At 59.1% G+C, this 24,491-nt stretch carries 17 protein-coding genes and 7 pseudogenes; all 24 read right to left on the minus strand.

Annotated elements, in window-relative coordinates:
* Positions 1–607: 607 nt before the first annotated feature.
* Complete coding sequence (locus tag NKI59_RS22180; RefSeq protein ID WP_352706836.1) at positions 608–3,310, minus strand: lyase family protein; 2,703 nt, start codon at positions 3,308–3,310, stop codon at positions 608–610.
* Positions 3,307–4,365, minus strand: a complete 1,059-nt coding sequence (locus tag NKI59_RS22185; protein WP_352706839.1) for a cysteine synthase family protein — start codon at positions 4,363–4,365, stop codon at positions 3,307–3,309. The genes NKI59_RS22180 and NKI59_RS22185 overlap by 4 nt, the downstream gene beginning before the upstream one ends.
* A gap of 9 nt (positions 4,366–4,374) precedes the next feature.
* Positions 4,375–5,376: a GHMP family kinase ATP-binding protein gene (locus NKI59_RS22190; RefSeq protein WP_352706840.1), complete on the minus strand. Its 1,002-nt coding sequence runs from the start codon at positions 5,374–5,376 to the stop codon at positions 4,375–4,377.
* Positions 5,377–6,123: 747 nt separating this feature from the next.
* Positions 6,124–6,361 (minus strand): annotated as a pseudogene (locus NKI59_RS22195) (nitrogen fixation protein FixI); the annotation flags it as partial.
* Positions 6,334–7,100: pseudogene (gene queC, locus NKI59_RS22200) on the minus strand (7-cyano-7-deazaguanine synthase QueC). The pseudogenes queC and NKI59_RS22195, both read right to left, overlap by 28 nt.
* Positions 7,101–7,104: 4 nt before the next feature.
* A pseudogene (gene queD, locus NKI59_RS22205) lies at positions 7,105–7,453 on the minus strand (6-carboxytetrahydropterin synthase QueD).
* Positions 7,450–8,120: pseudogene (queE, locus tag NKI59_RS22210) on the minus strand (7-carboxy-7-deazaguanine synthase). Before queE ends, queD begins: the two co-directional pseudogenes overlap by 4 nt.
* Positions 8,121–8,302: 182 nt before the next feature.
* Positions 8,303–9,315 (minus strand): annotated as a pseudogene (locus NKI59_RS22215) (1-aminocyclopropane-1-carboxylate deaminase).
* A gap of 403 nt (positions 9,316–9,718) precedes the next feature.
* Positions 9,719–10,090 (minus strand): exopolysaccharide production repressor protein, encoded by a 372-nt coding sequence (locus tag NKI59_RS22220; protein WP_352706842.1) that lies wholly within the window; start codon positions 10,088–10,090, stop codon positions 9,719–9,721.
* A complete protein-coding gene (gene fdxB, locus NKI59_RS22225; protein WP_352706845.1) occupies positions 9,999–10,316 on the minus strand; it encodes a ferredoxin III, nif-specific in 318 nt (105 codons plus the stop codon). Before fdxB ends, NKI59_RS22220 begins: the two co-directional genes overlap by 92 nt.
* Positions 10,313–10,516 carry a CCE_0567 family metalloprotein gene (locus NKI59_RS22230; RefSeq protein ID WP_352706848.1) on the minus strand — a complete coding sequence of 68 codons (204 nt, stop codon included), beginning with the start codon at positions 10,514–10,516 and terminating at the stop codon, positions 10,313–10,315. The genes fdxB and NKI59_RS22230 overlap by 4 nt, the downstream gene beginning before the upstream one ends.
* A 25-nt stretch (positions 10,517–10,541) precedes the next feature.
* Positions 10,542–11,012 (minus strand): DUF269 domain-containing protein, encoded by a 471-nt coding sequence (locus NKI59_RS22235; RefSeq protein ID WP_352706850.1) that lies wholly within the window; start codon positions 11,010–11,012, stop codon positions 10,542–10,544.
* 427 nt (positions 11,013–11,439) lie between these two features.
* Positions 11,440–12,343 (minus strand): annotated as a pseudogene (locus NKI59_RS22240) (TlpA disulfide reductase family protein); the annotation flags it as partial.
* A gap of 439 nt (positions 12,344–12,782) precedes the next feature.
* On the minus strand, positions 12,783–12,944 hold the full coding sequence (locus NKI59_RS22245) for a hypothetical protein (RefSeq protein ID WP_352706852.1): 162 nt from the start codon (positions 12,942–12,944) through the stop codon (positions 12,783–12,785).
* 737 nt (positions 12,945–13,681) lie between these two features.
* Positions 13,682–14,638 carry a universal stress protein gene (locus NKI59_RS22250; protein ID WP_352706854.1) on the minus strand — a complete coding sequence of 319 codons (957 nt, stop codon included), beginning with the start codon at positions 14,636–14,638 and terminating at the stop codon, positions 13,682–13,684.
* A gap of 78 nt (positions 14,639–14,716) precedes the next feature.
* Positions 14,717–15,550 carry a response regulator transcription factor gene (locus NKI59_RS22255; RefSeq protein WP_352706887.1) on the minus strand — a complete coding sequence of 278 codons (834 nt, stop codon included), beginning with the start codon at positions 15,548–15,550 and terminating at the stop codon, positions 14,717–14,719.
* Positions 15,550–16,029, minus strand: coding sequence for a NifX-associated nitrogen fixation protein (locus tag NKI59_RS22260; protein ID WP_352706856.1), 480 nt, complete (start codon positions 16,027–16,029; stop codon positions 15,550–15,552). Before NKI59_RS22260 ends, NKI59_RS22255 begins: the two co-directional genes overlap by 1 nt.
* Before the next feature lie 17 nt (positions 16,030–16,046).
* Entirely contained in the window at positions 16,047–16,544 is a 498-nt protein-coding gene (gene nifX, locus NKI59_RS22265; protein ID WP_352706859.1) for a nitrogen fixation protein NifX, read from the minus strand.
* Positions 16,510–17,892 (minus strand): nitrogenase iron-molybdenum cofactor biosynthesis protein NifN, encoded by a 1,383-nt coding sequence (nifN, locus tag NKI59_RS22270; RefSeq protein ID WP_352706861.1) that lies wholly within the window; start codon positions 17,890–17,892, stop codon positions 16,510–16,512. The genes nifX and nifN overlap by 35 nt, the downstream gene beginning before the upstream one ends.
* Positions 17,893–17,901: 9 nt before the next feature.
* Positions 17,902–19,392 (minus strand): nitrogenase iron-molybdenum cofactor biosynthesis protein NifE, encoded by a 1,491-nt coding sequence (gene nifE / locus NKI59_RS22275; RefSeq protein WP_352706863.1) that lies wholly within the window; start codon positions 19,390–19,392, stop codon positions 17,902–17,904.
* Positions 19,393–19,455: 63 nt separating this feature from the next.
* The gene (gene nifK, locus NKI59_RS22280; protein ID WP_352706865.1) at positions 19,456–20,997 is read right to left on the minus strand and encodes a nitrogenase molybdenum-iron protein subunit beta; all 1,542 of its coding nucleotides are present in this window, start codon (positions 20,995–20,997) and stop codon (positions 19,456–19,458) included.
* A 128-nt stretch (positions 20,998–21,125) separates the two neighbouring features.
* The gene (gene nifD / locus NKI59_RS22285; protein ID WP_352706868.1) at positions 21,126–22,628 is read right to left on the minus strand and encodes a nitrogenase molybdenum-iron protein alpha chain; all 1,503 of its coding nucleotides are present in this window, start codon (positions 22,626–22,628) and stop codon (positions 21,126–21,128) included.
* A 98-nt stretch (positions 22,629–22,726) separates the two neighbouring features.
* Complete coding sequence (nifH, locus tag NKI59_RS22290; protein ID WP_352706870.1) at positions 22,727–23,620, minus strand: nitrogenase iron protein; 894 nt, start codon at positions 23,618–23,620, stop codon at positions 22,727–22,729.
* 484 nt (positions 23,621–24,104) lie between these two features.
* A pseudogene (locus tag NKI59_RS22295) lies at positions 24,105–24,491 on the minus strand (HipA domain-containing protein); the annotation flags it as partial.

Below are 24,491 nucleotides of genomic sequence, written 5' to 3' on the forward strand. Positions count from 1 at the left end.
GAGAATGTGATGGGCTACTGCGTTGCGGAGGCCGATCGTGTCAATCGTGCTGGGCGCGGCTATCGGATCAGGCGTGTAGACCGCCGGGCCGATTGCAGTGGTGCGGGTCATGCGGTCGAGCATGCCATGCTTGCGAGGCGGATAGGCGCTATGCCGCCATCCAGCCCCCCAAACGTCGCCTCGACGACTGACAGGGTGAATAAGGCCGCTTATGGCAGTCGATCGCCCGATAGCGTTGCCGCTGGTAGCGAGCATGTCCGCCCCCGCGGGGGACGCGAGGGGGTGATTGGTACGGCTATGCCACCCGAGCCAGTCGCCGGTTGTTTTCGTGAAGGTGGCGCCCCCATGAGAGCGCCAGTCAGTATGCCGCATCAACCAACCGGTGATTTGCCGACCTGCAATAGCGACAGGGTAAGGTTGCCAATGTTGCCACACTACATGCAAGTGCAAAGCAGCAGACCGCGCGCGAAGCAGCGAGCGGCATCGGCTGCGGACCCGGGCGCTAAATTCCAGAGTGATTGGCGGGTCATGACGAATGAGGCAAGTCCCGACTGCCGGGCACTAGCCTGCATGCAATCCAGCAGAGGACGTCGCAACATACACCCCTTTAGCCAGTCCCGTGCTTGTCAATAAGTTCTTTCACCTTCTGTTTACGGCGCATTTCTGCGCGCACCCAGCGTCCCCGCATGTCCGCGCATTCCAAATGCATTTTCCGAATGAGCGTTTTCGCTACAGAAATCTGGTCGCCTATTGATCTTTTTCCGGGGCCGCCCCCGAACTGCAGAGCGTCCCTGCACTTTTCAGGACTCGCTGGCAATACCTCACCGAGATGTCTGATCAATTCGCTGCGGCATTCAGCGGCGCTGCTATACAGAGATAACCGCCTGGCGATCTCTGCAACCTTTGTGTGGGCTTCTCTAAAAGGAACGCCTTGCGACGCCATCCGTTCTGCGGCGACCGTCGTCATCGATGAACCATCCTCCAGATTTTCACGCATCGACAAAGCGTTGAAAGACATGAACTTCACGATTAGCGATGTGAGGGTTAGCGCGCGCTTTAGCGCTTCTTCTGCAAGGCTCAGCGCAGAGCAGCCGTAATTGCTTACCTCGATCGAGTTGCTGAAAGGCGCTTTGCAAGTTGCCGTTGCTGCAGAAACATATGCGCCAATCACGGTGCTTGCCGACCCTTTGATATGTTCAAGCAGAAACGGGTTCTTTTTTTGCGGCAGCATCGAAGAACCGCCGGCAAGATTGTCAGGAACATCGATGAGCGCGAACTCCTGCGTCGTCCAAACCTGCAGGTCCTGGGCCACACGGCTGAGCAAAATTGAAACACCAGCGAAGAGAGAAAGCGCTTGTAGGTGATGGTCACGGCTTGCAACAGCATCAAGCGAGTTTAATGACGGCAGTTCGAATCCCAGAAGATTTGCTGTCTTTGTGGGATCTATGGGGATGCTGGTGCCTCCGCCGGCACCAGCCCCCATGGGGCAGTTCCTAATGTCCGCCAGGAGCCAATGGAGGCGCTCGCGCTCGCGCGACAAAGCGAAGAAGACGCCAAGCAGGTAGTGCCCTGGCGATCCGGGGAGTGCGATCTGGTACTGACTGTACAACGGAGCCACAAGTTTCGATGCTTCCTCCACCCGGTGAAGCAGCGCGTCTTGTGCACTTCCTATCTGTTGCAAGATCGAATAGGCAGCTTCCCGAAGCACCAGGAGAGAAATGGTCGCGTTCAAGTCATTGCGGGATCTTGCAAGGTGCAGCCATCCGGCCTTTTCGGGGCCAGCTCTCCCGGCAAGTTCTTCCTCATAGGCCAGATAGACACCACGCGGAGCGTCGCGGCCTTCTAAACACTGAAAGCCCTCCTCCTGAAGGGCCAAGATGTGCTTGAGGAGATCGGCAGCCACTGCTTGGCTGACCAAGCCCTGGTCCGCGAGCATCACCAGATGTGCTTCGTCTATGGACACCTGGTACCGCAGGAGGCGACCGTCACGCGAGAGTTCGATTGGCGGAGCGAGCAACTTCATCGCTTCGGGATGCAGGTTCCACTTGCTCTGGCTTAACCCAGCGACTTTGTCGTTGTCCGATTCGTAAGCAGCTGCCTCAATATCGATCACAATGGAATCGATCATCCGTTCAGCTGCCATGGCGGCGGCATTGAGTTCATCCGCAACCCCTATGGCGTAGGCTACTCGGTCTCTAAAATCCCCACTTATTTGCAGTTCTTCCCCATCAGATTTCAGAAGGCCCGCCTCAGGTACTGTCTCGTTTGGACTTTTGGAGAAGCTCAGGTGTTTAAGCTTGCCAGCCTTACCAGCAAGGCAGAAACGAATGGCTCCCGCCCTTGAGCTCGTCCGGAGAGGCGTGAATGCCTCCCCAGCGTAAAGTTTGATCACCATATCTAGGATCGACGTTCCCAGGGCGTGGGAGAGCATGACTGGAATCATCCCTCCGGCCAGCCTGGGGTTGACCTCGATGATCACAGGGCCCAACTCGGTTATCACGAACTCCACATGAGCCGGTCCGAAATTGAGGCCCAGAGCCGACACCGCGCCCGCGGCAAAGGAGGCCAGTTCCTGGAGGGATGACTCCGGCAACGGGGCTGGAAAGTCGTGCCCTACCTCGACGAAGCAGGGAGTGGGGCCCTTGTGCTTTGCAAGAATTCCAAGGCAATGCAGCGTCCCATCGTACGCAATTATCTCTGCAGAGTATTCCTTGCCCTCTATATATTGTTGGATGAGCACGTCAGGGCTGCGCAGACCTACCTGATCGAGCAATGCGCCCGTTGCACTCTCAAACGCCTTGATGGCGGCTGCCTCGCTATCGCATAATCTCACGCCGCTACTACCGCTTCCGGAGACCGGCTTCACGACCACTGGCAGAGTAGCTTGGGCAAGAATGTTCTCCACGTCTCTGACGGAAGTAGCCAGTCGAGTTTCAGGGATCGCGATTGATTGCCGCTGTAGCTCGGCCGCTTGTTTCCATTTGTTTCGGCAGGTAGCTATGGCCTCAGGATTCGCCGTTGGTAGCCCGATCGCCATCGCAGCACTTGAGGCTGCTTGCACGAAAAATTCCGACGACGAATATATTCCTGCCAGCCTTCTCAATTTGGCGGCGACCCCGACGAGTTCATCCGGACTACGCGTTTCAGCTTCGATAACGTGAGCGACGGTGTCTTTAAGAAACGCATAACGCGCAGGATTGCGCGTAGCGAGATACGGTTCAAAGCCCAGAGCTCTGGCCCGTTTCATCAATAGTTCGCCGGTGCCCGTCGTATTGCTTTCCACGAAAAGGAAGCTACCTCGGTTCATCATGATTCGTCCTCAGGCGCGTTTAGAAGAGCTTCCCGGCTTTTCCGATTCCAACGATATCGGTTCCATGGCGGGAGAGCGGTCGAGGGATGCTCTTCGCTGGACGGAGCGTCCGGAAGAACACCTTCATGTAAACATCCGTTCTGCTTGAGCCACTCGTGGTCATAAACAGCTTCGGCGTAGCGGTGGCCTTCATCAGGACATATGACGACCACGATTTCTCTTGGATACTGCCGAGCGTGCCAACGCCCCACGATGTAGCTCGCCCCGGAGGTCGGACCGGCGAAAACGGCGTGCCGCTCGTGGAGGGTATGCGTTGCAGCAAATGCGAGCGGAGCCGAGATGAGATGCACATCGTCGTACAGTTCATGCTTCACGTTCTTGGGCACAAGACTGTTCCCCAGCCCCCGCAGTTTCCGTTCGCCATCCGGTTGGCCGAAAATGACGCTATTGAACGTGTCCACTCCGATCAGGCGAGCGCCTGGGGCTTTTTGGCGGAGGCGCTCTATCGTTCCGCAAGTAGAGCCTCCTGACCCCACAGAACCGACCAAAGTAATGTCGGCGCCCAGCATCCCCGATATTTGATCGGCAAAAACCTTATAGGCTGCAGGGTTGTCGGGTGTTTGGTATTGTCGGGGCCAGAAACAGGAGTGACCCAAATGTCTCATCCTCGCGTGTAGTGCGTCCAGCCGGCTTCTTTGATAGCCACCCTGCCTGGCCTTTTCAGTTACTATGACGACTTCGGCTCCCAGGGAGCTCAACCTGTTTTCCAGACCTTTGTCCATCACTGGGTCTGTGAAGATTTCAAGCTGGAATCCACGTTCCCGGCAAACTACGGCCAAACCCAGTGCGAAGGTTCCGCTTGAGGTCTCGAGAACTTTCATGCCGTGCTTCAAAGTCCCTCGAGCCAGCGCTTGCTCAATGATGTACTTCGCAGGGAGAAGCTTCATGAATGCAAACTGCGCAAGATAAAGGTTTGTCTCACACCTAAGAATCGTTGGCAGAGCATAGGCATCAGAATACCCGGAGAATGGCAGGCGTTTGCGAACAGCGTCCATATTGTTACCTCATCGGCGGCCAGACATGGTCCGGTATATTTTTGGCGAGTTGTCGAACGGCGATACATCGGCGAGCACGGACCGAAGCTGCCGTGGGAATTCAGCCGCCATTCGATCAAGCAGGATTCCGATCATTGTGCCGCTGTGCGCGACTATGACCCCGAGAGAGCCAGCGGCCTCGGATATTTGCAACATCGAGTTCAGATGCTTCTTTGGAGTCTGCTCCTGATGCAGGAGAGCGCTCGCTGTGGCTATTTTCCCAATCGTAGCCGTATCACCTCGCGCAATTGCTATCTGTGCGCGGTCCAGGAGTTCTTGATATTCTGCTCTTCGACTGGCGGAGATTTCACCTCGCCGTTGGTCATAATCGAGGGTTTCGACCGTCCCTCCTTCGTCGATACCAACGATTGCAAGTGGGGGCATTTGGCCAAGGAAAGAGAGAAGGCTACATGATCGCTGTTGGTATGCGACCACACCGGGGTACATCACCCCGTCAGATGGCTCAATGTCCGCCATTAGCTTCTCGATCAACGACGTCCGGATTGTACGCTTGAAGCACCCTGCGATTGACCGTGCAGTCGCGACAAGATCGGCAGACGAACTCGCGAGTCCTTTGCCTTCGGGGAGCTCAGATTCCAAAAGGAGGATTCCTCCTGAGACGCCGAGCGCGATCACTAGATCCTCAGCCAGTCGTTTCGCTTTGACTTTATGTGACGGATAAACGGTTACCAATCGTGAGCCTGCAATTGGCATGAAGTGAGCTCGCGCAAAGAGCGCGATGGGCATCGTGACCAAAAAGTGAGGGTCGCAGGGAACGGAGGCGACCGGCAACTGGCCTTGCAGCAACTCGCCGAATGTGCCGCAACAAAGAGCGTCGCTAGAATGGATTCTTGGCTGGTGCCCATCCTCGGCGAAAATCTGGGCCGCATCTGCGCCATCGAACCTCTGGTGAGATATGTATGGCTTCCAAACTTCATCGGCGGCTGCTTCAAGAAGTTTTCTAGTCGACATGCTCACCACCTTCCTTGAGGGCCGCGAGGAGGGGTAGAATTTTGGGTCACCATATCAGTTCCTCCTCAGGCTCATTGAAATGTGATTTGCTGCTATGAGGCGAGGCCCGGATTATCGGAACACGGCTCGGGTTTCAGTTGGGAATACTTTCAATGCGTCGCAGTTGCCCGCGACATGAATGCCGGTCGGCAGCTCTCGCCGCCTCGCACAAAAGGTTTCAAAAATCGCGCCAATTTGGCTGATCGAACCGAAGAAGAATTTTGTGATTGCTTTTCACATATTTAGCCAGAGGCAAAATACGAGATTGGCCAAACAGGCGCGTGTCGCAGACCCGACAAACCCGACCGGGATGTCCAATTGCGCTGCTCGAGACCGCTACGGCGTTGACATCGGAGGCCCGAAGACGCGGGGCTCATCTGTTCGCTCGGCCGCAACGGCAAAGTCGTTGCGCCATCGCGGATCCCGCGGAGGCCGGGGCGACGTGGTGAAGACGAATATCTTGCCTCGTGCCCAGTGAGTGATGGACCGGAGAGAGACGATCAGGCGCGGTATCACTAAAGCGGGCAACGGTCGCATCCGGCACATGCTGGTCGAGAGCGCCTGGCTTCGGATCAGAATGTGCATTTTTTCGAAGTACGATTTTCATGACCGCCCTGCGGGAGCATCCATTTTCAGGTGCAGTCAACGTTTTTCAGGAAATTCGCCTTCCTGAACTGCGACCCCGGCCGGTTACAGCGCGCTGGTCGGCGCGATTGTGATCGCTTGGCACCAATCTCCGGAGACGACTACCCAGCCAAGAATGGCCGTAAGGTGGACGACCGGAGAATAAAGCGGGGCGCACGATCGGCGATCCGCCGACAGCGAGCCGTCCGCCTTCGGCTGCCCCCTTCAGCCGAACCATTTCGGCCAGCACCGAATCCTTCGCTGCAGCAGTGGCCTCGATCGTCAGCCGTCCAGTCAGATTGAACGTGCCCGCCCGCACGGCGGCACCAGCGCCGATAGGTTGCCGCGCGCGCCCGCCGGCGAGGAGCAGAAACGCTCCCACCCCTGAGCACGTAGTTCGCACGCTGGGCAGTTCGCGCAACCGAAACCCCAGGCATGGCGGTGCTTGCGGTCGCCGTTGTAGCAGGTGTGGGTTTCCTCGCAGATCAGGTGAACAAGTGCCTCATTCCCCAGGCGCTCGGCCATCGCCCAAGTCTGCGCCTTGTCGATCCACATCAACGGAGTATGGAGGACAAAGCGTGTCTCCATCCCAAGATTCAGGGCGAGTTGCATCGCCTTGATGGTGTCGTCTCGGCAATCGGGGTAGCCGGAGTAATCCGTCTCGCAAACGCCAGCGACCAGATGCTTCGCGCTCCGACGATACGCAACGGCGGGCGCGAAGGCTAAGAAGAGAAGGTTGCGGCCAGGTACGAACGTATTGGGGAGTCCGTTCTCCTGCATCGCGATCTCGACGCCGCGGGTAAGCGCAGTTCCGCTCACCTGTCCTAGCACCGCTATGTCGATGAGGTGATCCTCGCCGAGTCGACTGCTCCAACCCGGAAATTCCCTCCGCATTCGAGCGAGCACTCGCGGCCGGACCTCAAGTTCGATCCGATGCCGCTGCCCGTAGTCAAGCCGATCGTCTCGACGCGCTCGAATCTATCGAGAGCCCAAGCCAAGCAGGTGGTTGAATCTTGGCCGCCGGAGAAGAGGACGAGCGCAGTCTCCGAATCCTGTTGCATCGTCTCACCCTTCATATTCAGCCCAGCATTGGGGGGTCTCGTAGACTGTCACCGACGCAATTTGCGGCAGGATCGGCTTGATTCGGTCCCAGACCTTGCAAAATTTTCGGCCGTGGGATTTTCGAGGCCCTCGATCTCATTCAGGCAGTGTGGTCGAGGCGCTGCAAAAGGGGGCCGAAACTAGCCTCCACGTCGAAAAAATCGACAACAAAGCCCGTGCCCGGATTCACCGGCCCCTCAAGACGAAGTTCCACACGGTATGAGTGGCCATGCATTCGATGGCAGCGATGGGATTCGGCCACCCGGGGAAGACGGTGCGCTGCCTCGAACGTGAAAGCCAGTGTAATTTTCATGGGATCCCGAGAAACTTGTGGGTTTGAAGAGTGAGCCGCCAACGTGGGTTGGCAAGGCAATAAGCGACCGCGGCCGCCGTATTAGCCTCGCGCTCAGGCCCGTCCATCGGTTGGAGTAAAAGATGCTTAAAGGTGAGGCCTTCAAAAAGCTCGGGCTCCGCACCAAGCTGAGGATAGACAAGCTTAAGTTCGTCACCTGCCGCGACCACCAGCGGTGCGCCGGCCTTCGGACTGACGCATAGCCAATCGATGTCTGTCGGCGGATCAATGGTGCCGTTGGTCTCCACAGCAATTTCGAATGTCAAGTCGTGTAGAGCTTTTATGAGGTCTTCGTCTATCTACAGAAGCGGTTCCCCTCCAGTGAGGACGACAAGACGCTCCCCTGCCCCTGCCCCTGCCCCTGCCCCTGCCCCTGCCCCTGCCCCTGCCCCACGCCAGGCCTGCCCCACGGCAGATGCAAGCTCCCACGCGTCGCAAACCGTCCACCGCCGGCGCCATCCATACCAACAAAATCGGTATCGCAAAACTTGCAGATTGCCTTAGCGCGGTCAGCTTCACGCCCCGACCATAGGTTACATCCAGCGAAACGACAGAATACGGCAGCCCGACCAGCATTACGGCCTTCACCTTGAAGCGTGTAGAAGATCTCCTTGACCGCATACGACATGGATAAAATTGCCTCTGATTGAGCAAGTGACCGCTTCACCTCGCCGATCGAATCGAGCGTGAGTTGACGTATATCCGACGGCAGCTTCTGGAGTCCTTTCCACCGTCGATCCACGAAAAATCCACTCACCCGAACTTGGAGCGAATCGCCAGCCCGGTAGGGACGTTGCAATCTGTCGAGCGTCAGCCGTTGCGAAAGGTGTAGCTGTAGCCGTTGATCGCCGGCGCCCCGCCGAGATGCGCGTAAAGGACCCTCGATCCCTCTGGAAAGAAGCCTCGCTGGACAAGGTCGACCATCGCTTGCATCGATTTGCCTTCGTAGACGGGATCAGTAATCATACCCTCGAGCCGCGCGCACAGGCGGATGGCCGCCTTCGTTTCCTCGGACGGAATGCCATAACTCGGGTACGCGTACTCCTCCAACAACACCACGTCCTCCTCGACGATTTCCGTGCGAAGATCGACGAGCTTCGCAGTATTTTGGGCAATGGTTAGCACCTGTGCCTTGGTTTGGGCGGGGGTGGCGGAGGCATCGATACCGATCACGGTGCGCTGGCGGCCGTCCTTGGCGAATCCGACGAGCATGCCGGCGTGTGTCGAGCCTGTAACCGTGCAAACCACGATGTAGTCGAAGGCAAACCCAAGCTGCTTCTCCTGGGCGCGCACCTCCTCCGCGAAGCCCACATAGCCGAGGCCGCCATATTTGTGAACGGAAGCTCCGGCTGGTATCGCATAGGGTCTGCCGCCCCTTGACTTGACCTCCTCGAGAGCCTGTTCCCACCTGGGGCGAATGCTGATATCGAAGCCCTCGTCGACCAGGCGCACCTCTGCTCCCATGATGCGGCTCGAGAGAATGTTGCCGACCCGGTCATAGACGGCATCCTCGTGTGGTACCCAGCTCTCCTGGACCAGGAGGCATTTCATGCCGATCTTGGCGGCGACCGCGGCGACCGTCGCGTGTGTTTGAACTGCACTCCGCCGATGGAGACAAGCGTATCGGCATTTGACGCTATCGCGTCGGGGATGATGTATTCGAGCTTGCGCAGCTTGTTTCCGCCAAACGCGAGACCGGAGTTGCAGTCCTCGCGTTTGGCGTAGATTTCCACCTTTCCTCCTAGATGCTTGCCGAGGCGGTCGAGCTTCTCGATGGGTGTGGGTCCAAAGGTGAGCGGATAGCGTTCGAACTTTTCCACCATGTCCTCTCCAGCAACAGTGATTGAGCTGAAGCAGCTCCGCCCTCACCCATGGGCTTTTATTTGGAGCCAGCTGCATCGTCGGACGTTGCAGAAGGCTCCCATTTTTCTTTCCAGCGCCGCGTTCGTCATCGAGACAAAGCCACCCGCATGATGGCGTGCTGCGACGGTTCCTATGCTTACGGAAGCCAAACCGCTACATCTCCCGCCGTTCGACGGCCCAGGATGCAGTCACCTCAGCTGATTTCAAGCGCACTTATTCTTGGTCGGTCAGCTCGATGTCCCAGGTTGATCCAAAGTGGCGTGAATCTGAGTTCTGATCTTTGTCACCGCGCCTCAACGGAGCAGCGATATGCCGCCCATCGGAACGAGTTGAGGCACATCTGAAGATTCATTCCTAACCTCATCATGGTCTGGCGGCTGGTATCCAAGTTTTCTTGCCCCTACCGAAATGCTCAGCCATTTGGCCAGCTCTGCTAGTGCAGCCAGACCGCCAGATCAGAAAGAGCACGCTTGCGAAATAGGCCAACTGAAGGAGCAGCGAACAAGCCAGCGTCGTGACGACCACTAGACGGATGGAATGAGAAGCGAAGTAGACAGTCAGAGCGTTGCTGCACAGGACCAACCACAGGACACGATGAAAGATTCTAAAGGGCAACGCCGTTCTCCTGGTTTGTCCCATCAAGTCATGCTGCGGCCTGGTCGGCCGCAACATGGGTCTGGCAGTTCTTCGGGCAGACGCGGACGCAGGCTCCGCAGCCAATGCAGCGGCCGGCATGATCGACAACCATGATCATGCGATTGAGCTCGCCATCGAAGTCGTCGTCGTCGCCGTCGCAGACGCCGAGGATTTCACCCCCATCATCGACGCCGTAAAGATGCATGACCTCGCGCGAGCAGACTTTGAAACAGCGACCGCAGCCGATGCAGGTCGTGCCGTCTATAGCGGTGAGATATTCCGGCATCCATCCGGAGCCGTCGCGGGTGGTGAATGTGCTCCTCATCGTAACTTCTTCATTCCAGCGAGCTCTCTCTTGGCACCATCCAACTCGGCAAAAACGGCGGACGTTTCCTCGGCAACTTCCTCTATCTCCGTCCATTTTGCCGGGAGATCCTCTGCAAGGTCGCGCAATTTCATCTTGGCAACTGCCGCGCGCAGCTGAAGCTTTCGGACTTTCTTCCCCATCTCATCTAGCTTTGACATAACCCTTCCTCGAAAATCGGTTTCATCATGCCCGCGCCAGGTCGCGATAGGCTTCAGTGGCTGAGGTCGCATCGTCGACCAGTTTCGTACCGGCCTCCGCGAGTTGCCGGAACGTCTCGAAGCCGAACCGATGGACGTCTGGACAGAACGACGAGCTGCCCGACCGTGAAAAGCACGGGCCCGAAGGCCTTACGGTTTTCATCTCCATAATTGGCGATGTCACCGGGCGGAAACGCTCCGCAATCGCAAGCCCGACGGCGGTGTAAAACATATCGAGCCTCCACAGCACGTCCGGATCGGGATAGCCCATGCCACGGATCGCATAACGCTTTTTTCTGGTGACGATGAAGTCGGCCAGCAGCGTGGCGTCGGATTTGCCTTCCCATAAGCAGTAGGACTCGTGAGCACGGATCAGCCGCACGAGGCATTTGACAAACGGGGTGGCAAGGGCCGCCTCGTCCTCGTTTACAGCAGGGCTAACCGCGGCATCAGACATTTCGCCTTCTCCTCAATTTCAGTCCTCGTCCTCGATGGACGATTTCTGTTTTCGGGGACGCCTGCTTCGAGCACACTTGCGCAGCCGACGTCCGGCTTGGCCGGGCCGATTCCACGCAAGTGATGTCCCTGTGGCCGACCTTGAACACGTCCTGGACCGTGACGTCTTCCACGACTGGCCGAATTCGCGTCGAACATCGCGTCCGCAGGGATTCGGCCGGAGGTTATTACAAGATTTTGAACTCCAACCTGCGGCAAGCGATGCGCCCTATGCTGCAAAATGAACATACTTACTGCGGGCTCGCCGCAGACAATGGGCGAATTGGCCAGGGTTCAATCCAATGGTCATCCCTTTGCGATCTTTGCTCATGAGGCGACTGCGGTTTGATTTCAGCAGCCTTGTTTTGCGGAACCAGGCAAAGATCCGATTTAAGGGGGGCGTCGCCTTGTGGAGGATTGAGTGTCAGGATCTGTTCCGAGAGCTTGTCGCTCATCACAAAGCACTCAGCATGGGGGAGATGGGAGTTGTCCATTTCGGGATCGAAGAGTTGGTTCAGGACCATGACCATCCAAGACACGGCCTCGAACTTTTTTGTCGATCGCGTCCTCGACCAACTGGCGCATGAGTGGCAAGCCGGCCCGCATGTCGCGCAGCTTGTGAAGCAGTAGATTCGCATGAGTGCGCCGGAACTCGATATTGTCGGGCATCAAGGCGAGGCCTTCTTCGACAGCCGAGAGCGCCGCCGTCCACTCGGCCTCCATCGCCGGCCGAAGTTTGGCGTATATCGGCTTGGTGAGCGTTAGTTCGCGCGCTTCGCGTTGGTGACTGGCAATCCGCTCCTTATCGGCAGCTTTCGCTTCATCGCTGGTGCGCCAGCTGCCGTTAAGCACTTTCGGCAAAATCTCATCAAGTTGCATCGGATGAGCGATAAAGGCGATGTGGCCGTCTCGGTCGACCACGAACGAGGCCGGAATCCCGGCGGAAAAGCTGGGTTCCCTCCAAAGCTTGTTCATTTCGCCTGTGTAGTCGAACGCGATCCGATAGTTCAGATTCGAGCACTTTTCGGTCAACCACGCGTCCAACTTGGTTCGGGCCTCAACGGCCGTTGGAGCGTCTTCATCCGCCGCCACTCCGATGACCTCAAGTCCGCTGTCCTTGTATTTCTCCTGCAGCTGCACGAGATGGGGCATCGCCGCCACACATGGTCCGCACCAGGTTGCCCAAAATTCGACGATATAAACTTTGCCGGGCTGGAAGTTCGTGAGGGGCTCGCCACGCAGCCAGTTCTCCACTTTAATCGAAGGAGCCGGGGACTCCATCTGCAATACCATGTTGCTCTCCAAAGCTATTGCCAAAGGTTGCGCGCTTCACGCGCGAGCTTGTTTCCCCTTAGAGACGGGGCAGAAGGTTCAAGGAAAGGAGAGCTTCGCTCGTCTTGCTCGTCTGCATGCAGTCAGCCTTCACTCCGTGTTGCCGCAACTCAATTTGCAAAGGCCGTGCCAGTGCGCTCCACGCGCAGTAAGCGCATGATTTCGCGTTCAAAAGCCTCGATCTGCCAAGATGGCCGGTTGTATTGAACCCGACATGTTTTCTGCCGCTGTCAGTTTTTGGACACGAATCACCGCTTCGCGTCGGCAGAAAAGCGCGGCCCGGACGACTCAACATGCATTCGGGCCGAGGGACGAGGCCGATGGACATCATGACTGCGTTAGCTACCGCCAGGCTCGCCGCTTCACGTCACCGGCTTGAGCGTCTTGCCGTTTCGGTCCCTCAGGCGGTAGCGGATCTCGCCATTTGCGATCGCAAGGGGCCGCTCCATCCGAGCGTCGCCTGTGCCCTGCCCTCTTGTCGCTTTGCGATTGAATTCTGGCTTTCGACATAGGAGTTCTTCACGACGAAGCCGGTCCAGCTGCAGCTCACCAATACCGCCATCGTCAGCTCGACGATGATGATCGTGGCGAAAAAGGCCAGGATGAGTGCCGGAATGTGCGGCCGGTGAGCTCTCCGGGGTTCCTGCTTTGTGCCGAAATTTTCTGTGTTCCCTGTGCTCAGGCGCTACAGGGACCGCCTGGTGCGAATGTGAGCGTTGTCGGAATTTGACCAGCCTCAAAGGCCGCTCGGTCGCCACGCGGGTTGGGCAGGACCGACTGAAAACACTGAAAACGCGGCCGTCCTCGCTGCTAACCCGGCTACCATCCCAGGCGATGACAACGTGATTGATGCCATCAATTCCCGCCGACTCCGGCAAGAGCCCGAGCGTCCCGACTCGAAGTTGAGGGCCTCGGCCACGGCACGGTCATCGCGTTGTTCAGCTCCCGGCCAAAGTTGAGGAGATCGGGATAGCGCCCATGCGATGCCGCTACGGGTCCGAACTCGGCCTGCCGCGCTGAAACGACTCTCTTTGACCTGACGCGGACCCGAGTATCGGTGTTTTGAGCGCATTGAGGACGCCTGGGCCTCTGCCCGGCCGTTGGTCTGCGCGTTACGGATTGTCTCGGCGAGCAGACCCCGAGCGCGCGTTAGAGACGTCCGGGGAATGTTCTTCGCGACGGCGCTTGCAAGTTGCTCGAGGAGCTTCGCGTTGCGGCGACTTTTCTCCGACTTGGCATCAGGATAGGTGACCCAGGGGAGTAGAGCTTCGAACAGCATCGGTGCTGCTTCGGAACGCGTCAGCGAGCCAAAAACAGCGGCAATGGCGGCTTCCCCACCGTCCATCTTGTGACGCCACCGAAGAGCCGGTCGCGCAGCCGTCGGCTGCCATAAGCGCCCATGACTATCATGTTGGCAGACGTATCGATTGCGTGCTGCGCGAGCACAGTGGCCACCGGTTTGCCGGCGCTCGCCAGCCGGTCGACCGACACCCGAGCACCATGCCGAGTGAGATAGGCAGCGATGTCGGCTCTCGGCTCGGCGCCGCTTCCGGTGCAGGCCGCCTCAGGATCGACAAGGGCGACACGAACTTCCTCAGCACCGGATAGCAGATCCAGCGCTCCCCGAACCGCACGGGACGCCTCGGCTCGCGAATCCCATCCAACCAGCACGCGCCGTGGCGACAGAATCGGGTCAGCGCCCTTCGGTACGACAAGCACCGGCCTTCCCGTATCGAACAAGGTGCCGTTGATAACAAGATGTCGGACACTAGTGTCGTTGAGAAGTGCGGGGCCGACGATTGTCAGGTCATTGCAGAGCGCCCGCTGTCGCACCGCGTCACCGACGCTGGCCTCATCGCAGTAGTGGGTATCGACGTCATAGCAAAGCCGCATGGCTCTCAGCAGTTTGTGAATTTCCCTGGATGTTGTTTCCAGTCTGGCCATGTCCTGTGAAAAACTTTCGATCTGCCTAAACCGTTTGTCCCGTCTGGCGATGGCCTGTGCGCGTTGTTCAGGCCACTCGGGGATACCATCGCCGAGCAGCGGAGAAGGCATAATGAGCGGCGGAGGCGACATCACCAGTACGGAAAGATACGCGCCGACTTCGGCACACAAGCTGGCAGCTGTCCTGACATCCTGATCGGAGTGGTCAACTCCCGTCACACTGAGTACGCTTTTGAAGGCATCTGACTGCTTCTTTCTAAGTATGTCGTATGTGTAGGCGCGTTTCGAAGCCGCAAGACTTGCCCTCAGCACGACGGAGATGGGGGTGGCACTACTTTAGTTCGCTGTTCAGCCGTCCGGCCACTCGAGCGAGTGGCAGCGCACCGATGCCTATTCGCCGTCAGCTTCAGGCTCAACGTCGGCCTCCTCCAGCGAGTAGCCGTCGGACCTGATGGTTCGAATGACGCTCCCGGCCGACGTCCTCTCCAGCTCCTTTCTGATCCGGCTGATATGGACATCCACGGTGCGTTCACCGACATGGATCTTTTCCCCCCAAGCTGCGTTCTTTAACTCGACTCGGCTGAACACCATGCCGGGGGTCTCGAGCAAATGCCGCAGCAGCTTGAACTGGATCGGTCCAAGGTGGATGTCGTGGCCGTTGCCACGGACTCGGCGGGCATCGACGTTCATCTTTAGCCTACCGCAGCGGAGCCAGCTGCCGTTTTCGATCCCGTTTGAACCCGGCTTTGGCAGCGCCAGCTTCGTCCGTAGACAGTCGAGCAGCATCGCCGGCGCGAAGGGCCGCACAAAGCTCTCGTCAATACCTGCCTTCAAGAGATCGAGGTGCTGGTTTTCGGCGCCGGGCGCGATCAGCGCAATAACCAGCAGGCCTCTGTTCCGGAACTCCGCCTTGAGCTGGGCACAGATGGTGGACCCTGTCGAGCTTGCCGGCTGGCAGTCCAGCACCACGGCCTGCGGCTCCGGTTCACTGGCTAATGCCAGCGCTTCCTCCACGCTTCTGGCCAGTTCAATCCTGAAGCCATCCACCCCCAGAATGTGGCTGTAGTACAGATACAACTCCGCATCTTGCGAACAGATCAGGACCAGTGGCTTCATCAGCGCTACCCCAAGAACCACATCGGCCTCGACCGCCTCGATTGAGAGGGCTGGCGATCGCATGTCCTCGAGCCTGACATGATCCCCTTCATCGAAAATCGGTTCCATCACGCCCGCGCCACCTCGGGATGAGCCTCAATGGCTGCGGTCGCATCGCCGGCCAGTTTGGTACCGGCCGCGGCGAGTTTCCAAAACGTCTCGAAGCCGAACCGGTGGACGTCGCGCAGGGTCTTCGACAGAACGACCAACTGCCCGGCCGTGAGAAGCACGCGCCCAAAGCCCTCATGAGTCATCTTCATCATCGGCGACGCGATCAGGCCGGAGCGCTCCTCGATCGCAAGCCCGACGGCGGTGTAAAACATCTCGAGCCTCCACAGCACGTCCGGATCGGGATCGCCGATGATCGGGATCGCACGACGCTGTTCCCTGGTGATGATGAAGTCGCCCAGCAGCTCGGCGTCCGATTTGCCTTCCCAAGACCCGTGGGAATCATGAGCCCGGACCAGCCGCACGAGGCATTTCACGAACGGGGTGGCAAGGGCCGCCTCGTGTTCGGCGACAGCAGGGCTAACGACAGCGTCAGACATTTCGTCCACTCCTCATTTCAGTCCTCGTCCTCGAAGGACGGTTTCTGTTCGGCGACACCTGCCTGCGCCAGCACCTTGCGCAGCCAAGGGGGAGGACACGTCCTGAGCATCATCTGCGTGCGCAACAGCACCTCTTGGATGGTTTCGGTGTGCGGCATTTTGATCGGATGAATTTTTGCCGAAACAAGTTTGGCTGCCGAAGGTCCGCCGATCGCCAGACAAAACAGGAGATGACAGCCCTTCAGCGCCTCCACCTTCGGGGTGATGCGGTCGTCGCCCTCAGTCCGATGCTTCCCGCTCTCGTCGGAAACGTCATCGAAGGCCACGGCCTCGACGAGATTCCACTCCTCGCGCGTCACGTCGTAGACAGCAAAGCGCCTGGCCGAACCGAAATGGGCGTTGAGGTTCTTCATGTCCTGCGTGGCGATCGCCACGCGCAATGCGCCGGCTTGGCGTTCCGGCGTCGGAGCGTGAACCTCGTCAGTGACGAGCGAGAGGCGACGAACGGAGCTCATCTGGCGTTTCTCGCTTACGGAGTGGATCAAGCGCCTCAGGCGTCGGCGCATGCCGGTTGGCTTCAAAGATATTGGCAACCTCGAAGATCAGGTCGCGGGTCCCCTGATAGAGGATTGTGAGCTTGTGTTGGCTGCCGAGCCGGTCGAAGATCGGGAAGCCGACCCGCATGAGCGGAATGCCGAGGCGCTGCGCCGCCTGGCGGCCGTGGGAATGGGTGACGAGAAGATCAGCGCCGGCGCCAAGAGCTTCCAAATCGCTGAGATCGCCGATCTGAACCGACTGCGCCGGTACTTCCTCCAAAATTTTCGACATGTCGGTCGTGGTGACCGCCGCCGCGATTTCGGAGCCCATTCCGATGAAGAAGCTCGCGAGTTGGTAGAGTTGGTCTGGTTCAGCAGCGATCGCAATTTTCTTGCCTCCAAAGTGGAAATGTCCGTCGAGCAACGCGTCCTGCAACTGCGCCCGGCGACGGCGCACCCCAGCCGGCGCCGCCGCGCCCGAAACCGCGGACAGCAGCGAGACGAACCCGTCGGCGTCCTTCAATCCAGTCAGCGACCGGAACAGCACGTAAGGCACGCCGGTCAACCTCTGCAGCAGCTCGGCCGGGCGGCGCATATGCTCACCGATGACGATGCATTGCTCGGCCGTGCCAAGCTCGCGGATATCCTCGACGCTGGTGCCGCCATAGGTGGTCGTGACCCAGCGGTCGGGCACCGTACCGTCGAGCGAGCCGGAGACGTCCGGCAGAATCACGGGCTTCAGTCCAAAGCTTTCAACCATCTCACGCAAATGCTCGATATCTGCCACAGTGAGATTCCAGCCAGGCAGGATTACGATCTTCTTCGACTGCCGCGCCTGCTCGCCGGGCCGCGTAATCCTTTCGATCATAGCGGTGACAGCCTTGGCCCAGCCCTCTTCGATCGCGCCATCGAAATCCGGTGTGTTGGCTAGCACCACCTCCGTACCCGCGAGTTCTTCCGTGCGCTTCAGCCTGATATTGGCGATATCTCCTGCGCAGTCTTCGCCCCGGGTTTCCACCAGCGCCGTCGTGCAAACCCCGATCAGCGTTGGCTTTGTGCGGGCCTTGAGGTTGAGGATCGCCTCTTCCAGATGGTCTGCCCCGCCGAGGATCGTCGCCACCTCGTCCATCGCCGTTGTCTGAAGGGGGATGGCTTCCTTGAAATGCCGCACGAAGAGCACGAGGGCGAAGCTGGTGCACCCCTGGCTGCCGTGGAACAACGGCATCGCGCCGTCGACGCCAAGAAAGGCCAAGGCGGCACCCAGCGGCTGCGATGACTTCAGCGGATTGACCGCCGCCGCTTTGGTCTGGGGAAGGATGCGGACCATCGGCTTTCCTCAACACTCGCCGAAATCGTCGGCCGTCGTGCCGGCGAATTCCTGGACAGCATGCAAGGTCGCGGTCTCGCTTTTCGTGCTCGGCAGTTCCTCCCTCACCGCAGGCTGGCAATCCCATGGTGCCGGCTCCCGCACCTGGCGCCAGATCGGGTTATGAATGGCGAGTTCGATCTGGCGTACGAGTTCCACCATGCCGTCATAGCCGGCGTAAGGGTGTTGGCGCTCCTGGTTGATATCGAGCCAGGGTGTCTTGGCCTTCAGCGCGATGAATTGCGTGCGCCCGCCCGACAGCATGATATCGGCCTTGTCTTCTGAGAGCATGGCGTAAAGCTCGCGCGCTGCCATCTGCTCGAATATGTGGTTGTCGTCCTTGAGGATGTGCTTGATGCGCTCCTTGTCTTCGACGGTCGACTTCTTGACAGAGGTGCCGACGATCTCGATGCCGATCTCCATCAGCGCATGGACGACCGACCAGGACTTCACACCGCCGGTGTTGAGCAGCACGCGCTTGCCTTCGAGTCTCGGCCGGTAGGCCGCAAGCTTCTTCCAAGCGATCGCCTCCTCCTCGGCAATCAATGCCTCGGTGCGGCCGAGGATCTCCGGATCGGCACCCTTCTTCACGAGCAGCTGAGAGATCTGTCGGAGCGCTTCCGAGGTGTCGGTGATGCCGTAGAAGGAGGCCTCGAAAAACGGGATGTCCCAGCGCTGCTCCATCTTGCGGGCGAGATTGATGAGCGCGGTCGAGCACACTATCATGGCCGCCCGGGCGCGGTGCGCGCAGGCAATGTCGAAGTAACGCGCGTCACCCGGAACGCAGGCGCGCACCCGGATGGCGAGCCGATCCAGCAGCGGCTTCACCAGCCAAAATTCGCCCGAGAGGTTGAATTCGCCAAGAATGTTGATGTCGTAAGGGCCGGCATCGTCGGGCTCCACCGTGCCGATGACATGCTCGAGCAACGCCTCGCCGGCAAGCTTGTTGCCGAGATTTTTGGAGCCGACGAAGCCCGGCGCATTGACCGGCACCACCGGTAGGCCGAACTTTTCCGCAGCGCGCTTGCAGACGGCCTCGATGTCGTCGCCGATCAGCGCCGTCACGCAGGTCGGATAAACGAAGATAGCCGGCGGCCCATACGCTTCCTTGATCTCGCGGATCGCTTTGAAGAGCTTCCGCTCGCCCTGCCCCATCACAATATCGAGTTCGGTGAGATCGGTGGTGAAGCTTGTGCGCCACAGCGTTGGCCCGGACGAAGCCGCACCGCGGTTGTCCCAGGAATTGCCCTCGCAGGCGAGCGGCGCATGGATCAAATGCGCAACGTCGGTGATCGGCTGCAGCACGATCTTGGCGCCATCGAAGGCACAGCCGCCGGCCGCCGCCCCGGGGGTCAGTGGCTTCGAACAGCCCTTTTTGCGCGCCTTGGCATCCTTGCCGCGGTTCTGCTCGCAGGCGGGCTCGTTGAAGACATCCTGGATTTTGGCTCTGAGCGAGGACATTGCGTCGGTCTCCAAAGTCCCTCGAGAAAACGACCGGCCTCACCGAAGAGCCGGCCGCCACGCTTAGCGGGTGAGGTCATACGAATAGTCCGTCACGCCCGTCTCGCTTGTCTCGCGATCGAGCTTGTCGAAGATCTTGTCGAGGATCGTCGTCAGGACGCGCAACCCGCCTTGGTAGCCCATAAGCGCAAACCGATGGTGATGGTGGCGGTCGAAGATCGGAAATGTCAGCCGGATCAGCGGCGTGCCGGTGTCGCGCTCCAGATACTTGCCATAGGAGTTGCCGATCAGCAGGTCCACCGGCTCGGTGAAGAGCAGCGAGCGCATCGCCCAGAGGTCCTTGCCCGCCCAGACTTGAGCATCCTCGCCGAAGGGCGATGATGCAAGCAGCTCCTTCAACTCCGCTTCCCATGCCGAGGTGCCGTTGGTGGCGAGGCAATGGGTCGGCTCGCCGCCGGTTTCCATGATGAAGCGGGCCATGGCGTAAACAAAGTCCGGATCGCCGTAGATGGCGTATTTCTTCCCGTGCAGCCAGGATTGGCTGTCCGCCATGGCGTCAACAAGTCGGCCGCGCTCCAGGCGGATTGCCTCGGGGATTTGCTTGCCGGAAATAGCGGAGACCTTCATCAGGAAGTCGTCCGTCGCCTGGACTCCGAGCGGGTAATGGAACGAGGCAGTCGCCTGCCCTACCCCCTCGCAATACTCCAGTGTTTTTCGGGTGTTGTAATGCTGTAGCGAAAGTGTCGCCTCGGCGTTGAGTGCCTTCCTCACGTCTTCGATCTTCGTGCCGCCGTCATACATGCGATATTCGCCGTCCGACGGCGTGTCGAACTGGTCAGAGGCGTCTTGGATAAAGGTATAGGACACGCCTATCAGATCGAGCAGGCGCTTGAGTTCCCGGTTGTTGCCGACACAGAAGCCGTCGAAGCCCGGAATGATGTTGATGGTTCCCTCGGCTTCCGTTCGCTCCTCGCCTTTCCAGAAATGCTCCAAAATGCCCTTGACCGCAACGTCATAGCCGTCGACATGGCTGCCGACAAAGGCCGGCGTGTGGGCGAAGGGCACGTCGAAGTCGCGCGGGACCGAGCCTTCGTCCTTGGCGTTCTCGATGAAGCTGTGCAGGTCGTCGCCGATGACCTCCGCCATGCAAGTGGTCGAGACGGCGATCATCTTCGGGTCGTAAAGTTGGTACGTGTTGGCGAGCCCGTCGACCATGTTCTTCAGGCCACCAAACACTGCCGCGTCCTCGGTCATCGAGGAGGAAACTGCCGAAGCAGGCTCCTTGAAATGGCGCGATAAGTGCGAGCGGTAATAGGCCACGCAGCCCTGGCTGCCGTGGACGAAGGACATGGTTCGCTCGAAGCCCGCGGCCGCGAACACCGCGCCGAGCGGCTGGCAGGCCTTGGCGGGGTTCACGACAAGCGCTTCGCGAGCGAGGTTCTTTTCGCGGTATTCCCACGTCTTGGTGAATTCGCCTTGGTCGGTAACGACCTGGTCCGGGTGAGGACATTCGAAATTCAGCCTCTTCTCGGCGAGCATCTGCCTGTATTCCGGCTCGCGGAACAGGGGCGCGTGGTCGAGAACTTTTTCAGCCGACTGCGGCATCGGTGGTTACCTCTTCTCCATCTGGCCCGCCATACGGCGGCACAGGGACGTCGAAACGTTTCAAGTCTCCCGCGGACAAAAGGGCCACAGGCGTTCAACGGCCTCCCGGCTTCCGGGAGGCCAGGTTTTCATTCGGCTGCGATCGCCGCCGACGGCTCGGCTTTTTTCTTCCAGGGGGCGTCGTAGAGGTTCCAGACTGGGTTGTTGATGGCCAGATCCATGTCACGGGCGAAGATGGCGAAGCCGTCGTAGCCGTGATACGGGCCGGAATAATCCCAGGAATGCATCTGACGGAACGGTATGCCCATCTTCTGGACCGGGTACTTTTCTTTGATGCCGGAACCAACGAGATCAGGACGGATCCCCTCGATGAACTTCTCCAGCTCGTAACCAGTCACGTCGTCATAGATCAGCGTGCCGTTCTTCACGTAATGGCCCGTACGCTGATAGTCGTCGTTATGGCCAAATTCATAGCCAGTGCCGACGATCACCATGCCCAGATCCTCATATGCCGTTACGACGTGACGGGGGCGCAGCCCGCCGACATAGAGCATCACCGTCCTGCCTTCGAGGCGCGGCCGGTACTTGGCGATGACGGCATCTACCAACGGCCGGTATTTGGCGATGACCGCCTCGGCCTTGGCCTCGATTTCCGGTCCGAAATGCTTGGCTATCTTGCGCAGAGAGGCTTCCGTCTGGGAGGGGCCGAAGAAATTGTACTCCATCCAGGCGATGCCATACTTTTCCTCCATATGCCGGCAGATGTAGTTCATCGACCTGTAGCAATGGATGAGATTGAGCTTGGCCTTTGGCGCTCGCTCTATTTCGGCCAGCGTAGCGTCGCCCGACCAGTTGCCGACCACGCGCAGGCCCATCTCCTCGAGCAGGATGCGCGAAGCCCAGGCGTCGCCGCCGATGTTGTAGTCGCCGATCACATTGACATCGTACGGGCTGGCCTCGAACTCGACGTCTTTCTTCTCGAACACCCAGTCGCGGATCGCATCGTTGGCGATGTGGTGGCCGAGTGATTGCGAGACGCCGCGGAAGCCCTCGCAGCGCACCGGCACGATCGTCTTTTCGTGCTCCTTGGCCTTGTTGCGGGACACAGCTTCGGTGTCGTCCCCAATCAGGCCGATCGGACATTCGGATTGCACGCTCATGCCCTTGTTCAGCGGAAACAGTTCCTCGATCTCGTCGATGATCCGTTCCAGCTTCTTGTCGCCGCCGAAAACAATGTCCTTCTCCTGGAAATCGGAGGTGAACTGCATCGTGACGAACGTGTCGATGCCGGTCGTGCCGACGTAGTAGTTGCGGCGTTGCGACCAGGAATATTGCCCGCAGCCGACCGGGCCGTGCGAGATATGGACCATATCCTTGACTGGACCCCAGACCACGCCTTTCGAGCCGGCATAGGCGCAGCCGCGAATCGTCATCACTCCGGGGATGGACTTGATATTCGATTTGACCTCGCATTCGGAAAGGACCTCGCTTTCCTCGCCAGCCTCGTCGCCGCTCTTTGCGACGCTGAGGTGCTTTTTGCGGCGCTTCGCCGCCTTGTCAGGATATTGCGACAGCACCTCCTCGATAAGCTTCGCATGGAGGGCGCCGTCATTCTCGTATTCCAGGCTCATGAGACCCCTTTCAAGGTTCAGGGTGACGCCTCACCAACGAGGCGCCGTTCTTTGAAAGGCGCGCCACGTCAGGCCGCGCCACCAGTCAGTAGCGGTCGTTACCGTGCGGCCGCCTTCGCCGCTTCCTTGACCTGAAGCTCGGCAAGCATCTGCTCGTCCGTCTTCATGATGCCGAAGTCGAGCAGCATGTCCTCGAGCTCCTCCATGGTGATCGGGGTGGGGATGGTGCCCTGGCCCGAATTGTTATGGATCTTCTCGGCCAGCGCCCTGTATTCCCCGGCCTGCTTGGAGTCCGGCGCATACTGGATCACAGACATCTTCCTGAGCTCGGCGTGCTGGACGATGTTGTCGCGCGGCACGAAGTGGATGAGCTTGGAATTGAGCCTGGAAGCCAGCGCTTCGGCGAGGTCGAGCTCGCGGTCGGTTTGGCGCTCGTTGCAGATCAGGCCGCCGAGCCGCACGCCACCCGAATGAGCGTATTTCAGGATACCCTTGGCAATGTTGTTGGCGGCATAGAGCGCCATCATCTCGCCGGACATGACGATGTAGATTTCCTGAGCCTTGTTCTCGCGGATCGGCATCGCGAAACCGCCGCACACTACATCCCCGAGCACGTCGTAGGAGACATAGTCGACATCGTCATAGGCGCCGTTCTCCTCGAGGAAGTTGATCGAGGTGATCACGCCGCGACCGGCGCAGCCGACACCCGGCTCGGGGCCGCCCGACTCCACGCATTTGATGCCTTTGTAGCCGACCTTGAGCACATCCTGGAGTTCGAGGTCTTCCACCGAACCTTCCTGAGCCGCGAGGTGCAGGACCGTATCCTGCGCCTTCGCGTTCAGGATCAGGCGGGTGGAGTCGGCTTTGGGGTCGCAGCCGACGATGAGGATTCTCTGCCCGAGGTCGACAAGGGCGGCGAGGGTATTTTGGGAGGTGGTGGACTTGCCGATGCCGCCCTTGCCGTAAAAGGCGATCTGACGCAAACCTGACATGTAGCTTTCCTTCCTTCGTTCCATTCATCGCGGCTGCCGCGACACGAATGCCGGTCGGGCAGCTGTCGCCGCCTCGCACCCAAGGATTTCAAGACTCGTGCCAATTTGGCTGGTCGAACCGAAGAATAATTTTATGGTTGCTTTTCAGGTATTTAGCTTGAAGCCAAAGAAAGGATCGTCGGAACAAGCCATGTAGCGGACCCGACAATGGCGACACAAAGCGTCGGATCGCGATCCTCAGTCACCGCATTCATTCGAGCCGCATCGTTGTGTTGAGATGGGCGAACAGCATCTCGACCCTTTGCGTTAATTGCGGGATGCTGCGAACCCTTCTGTTCCGGCGAGCTGACGTGCTTGGTCTCGCGTGTCCTCATCGACACTGCGCGGAATCTGCGCGCTCCGCTGGCACACCATCGATCCACGGCCATCTATACGGGGCCACGGGCGATAATTCCGCCATTTCACCAACCCAAGGCGACTCGGCTCACTTATCGGCGCAGGAGTTCAGTATCGGCGTCATCGCCTTCACATGCTCGTCGATCCACCCGAGCACTTTCGCCGCGACAACGTCGCGCTCAGGCAGATGCCACCAGTGCTCGTTGACGAGTTCGACGGTCTCGACCACTGCCTTCAGGACTGCCGCTCCGGAAGCCTTGCGCGGTTCGCAAATGCCTTCCATCGCGGTGCTGCTAGCGCCTTGAACGAGCGCTCCCCTCCAAGCGAAAGCGCCATGGCGTCGGCGGGACTATATGGCACGGTCGACAGAACGTCGTAGATTGGTGCAAGCACCGGCTTGTCGCCTTTACCGGGATAAATCAAAGACCAGTTCTTCAGGTGCACGTCGCCATTGCCGGTGATGACCGTCAGCACC

Origin of the sequence: Mesorhizobium sp. M0598 (genome assembly GCF_040320865.1) — a bacterium.
Classification (GTDB): Bacteria; Pseudomonadota; Alphaproteobacteria; order Rhizobiales; family Rhizobiaceae; genus Mesorhizobium.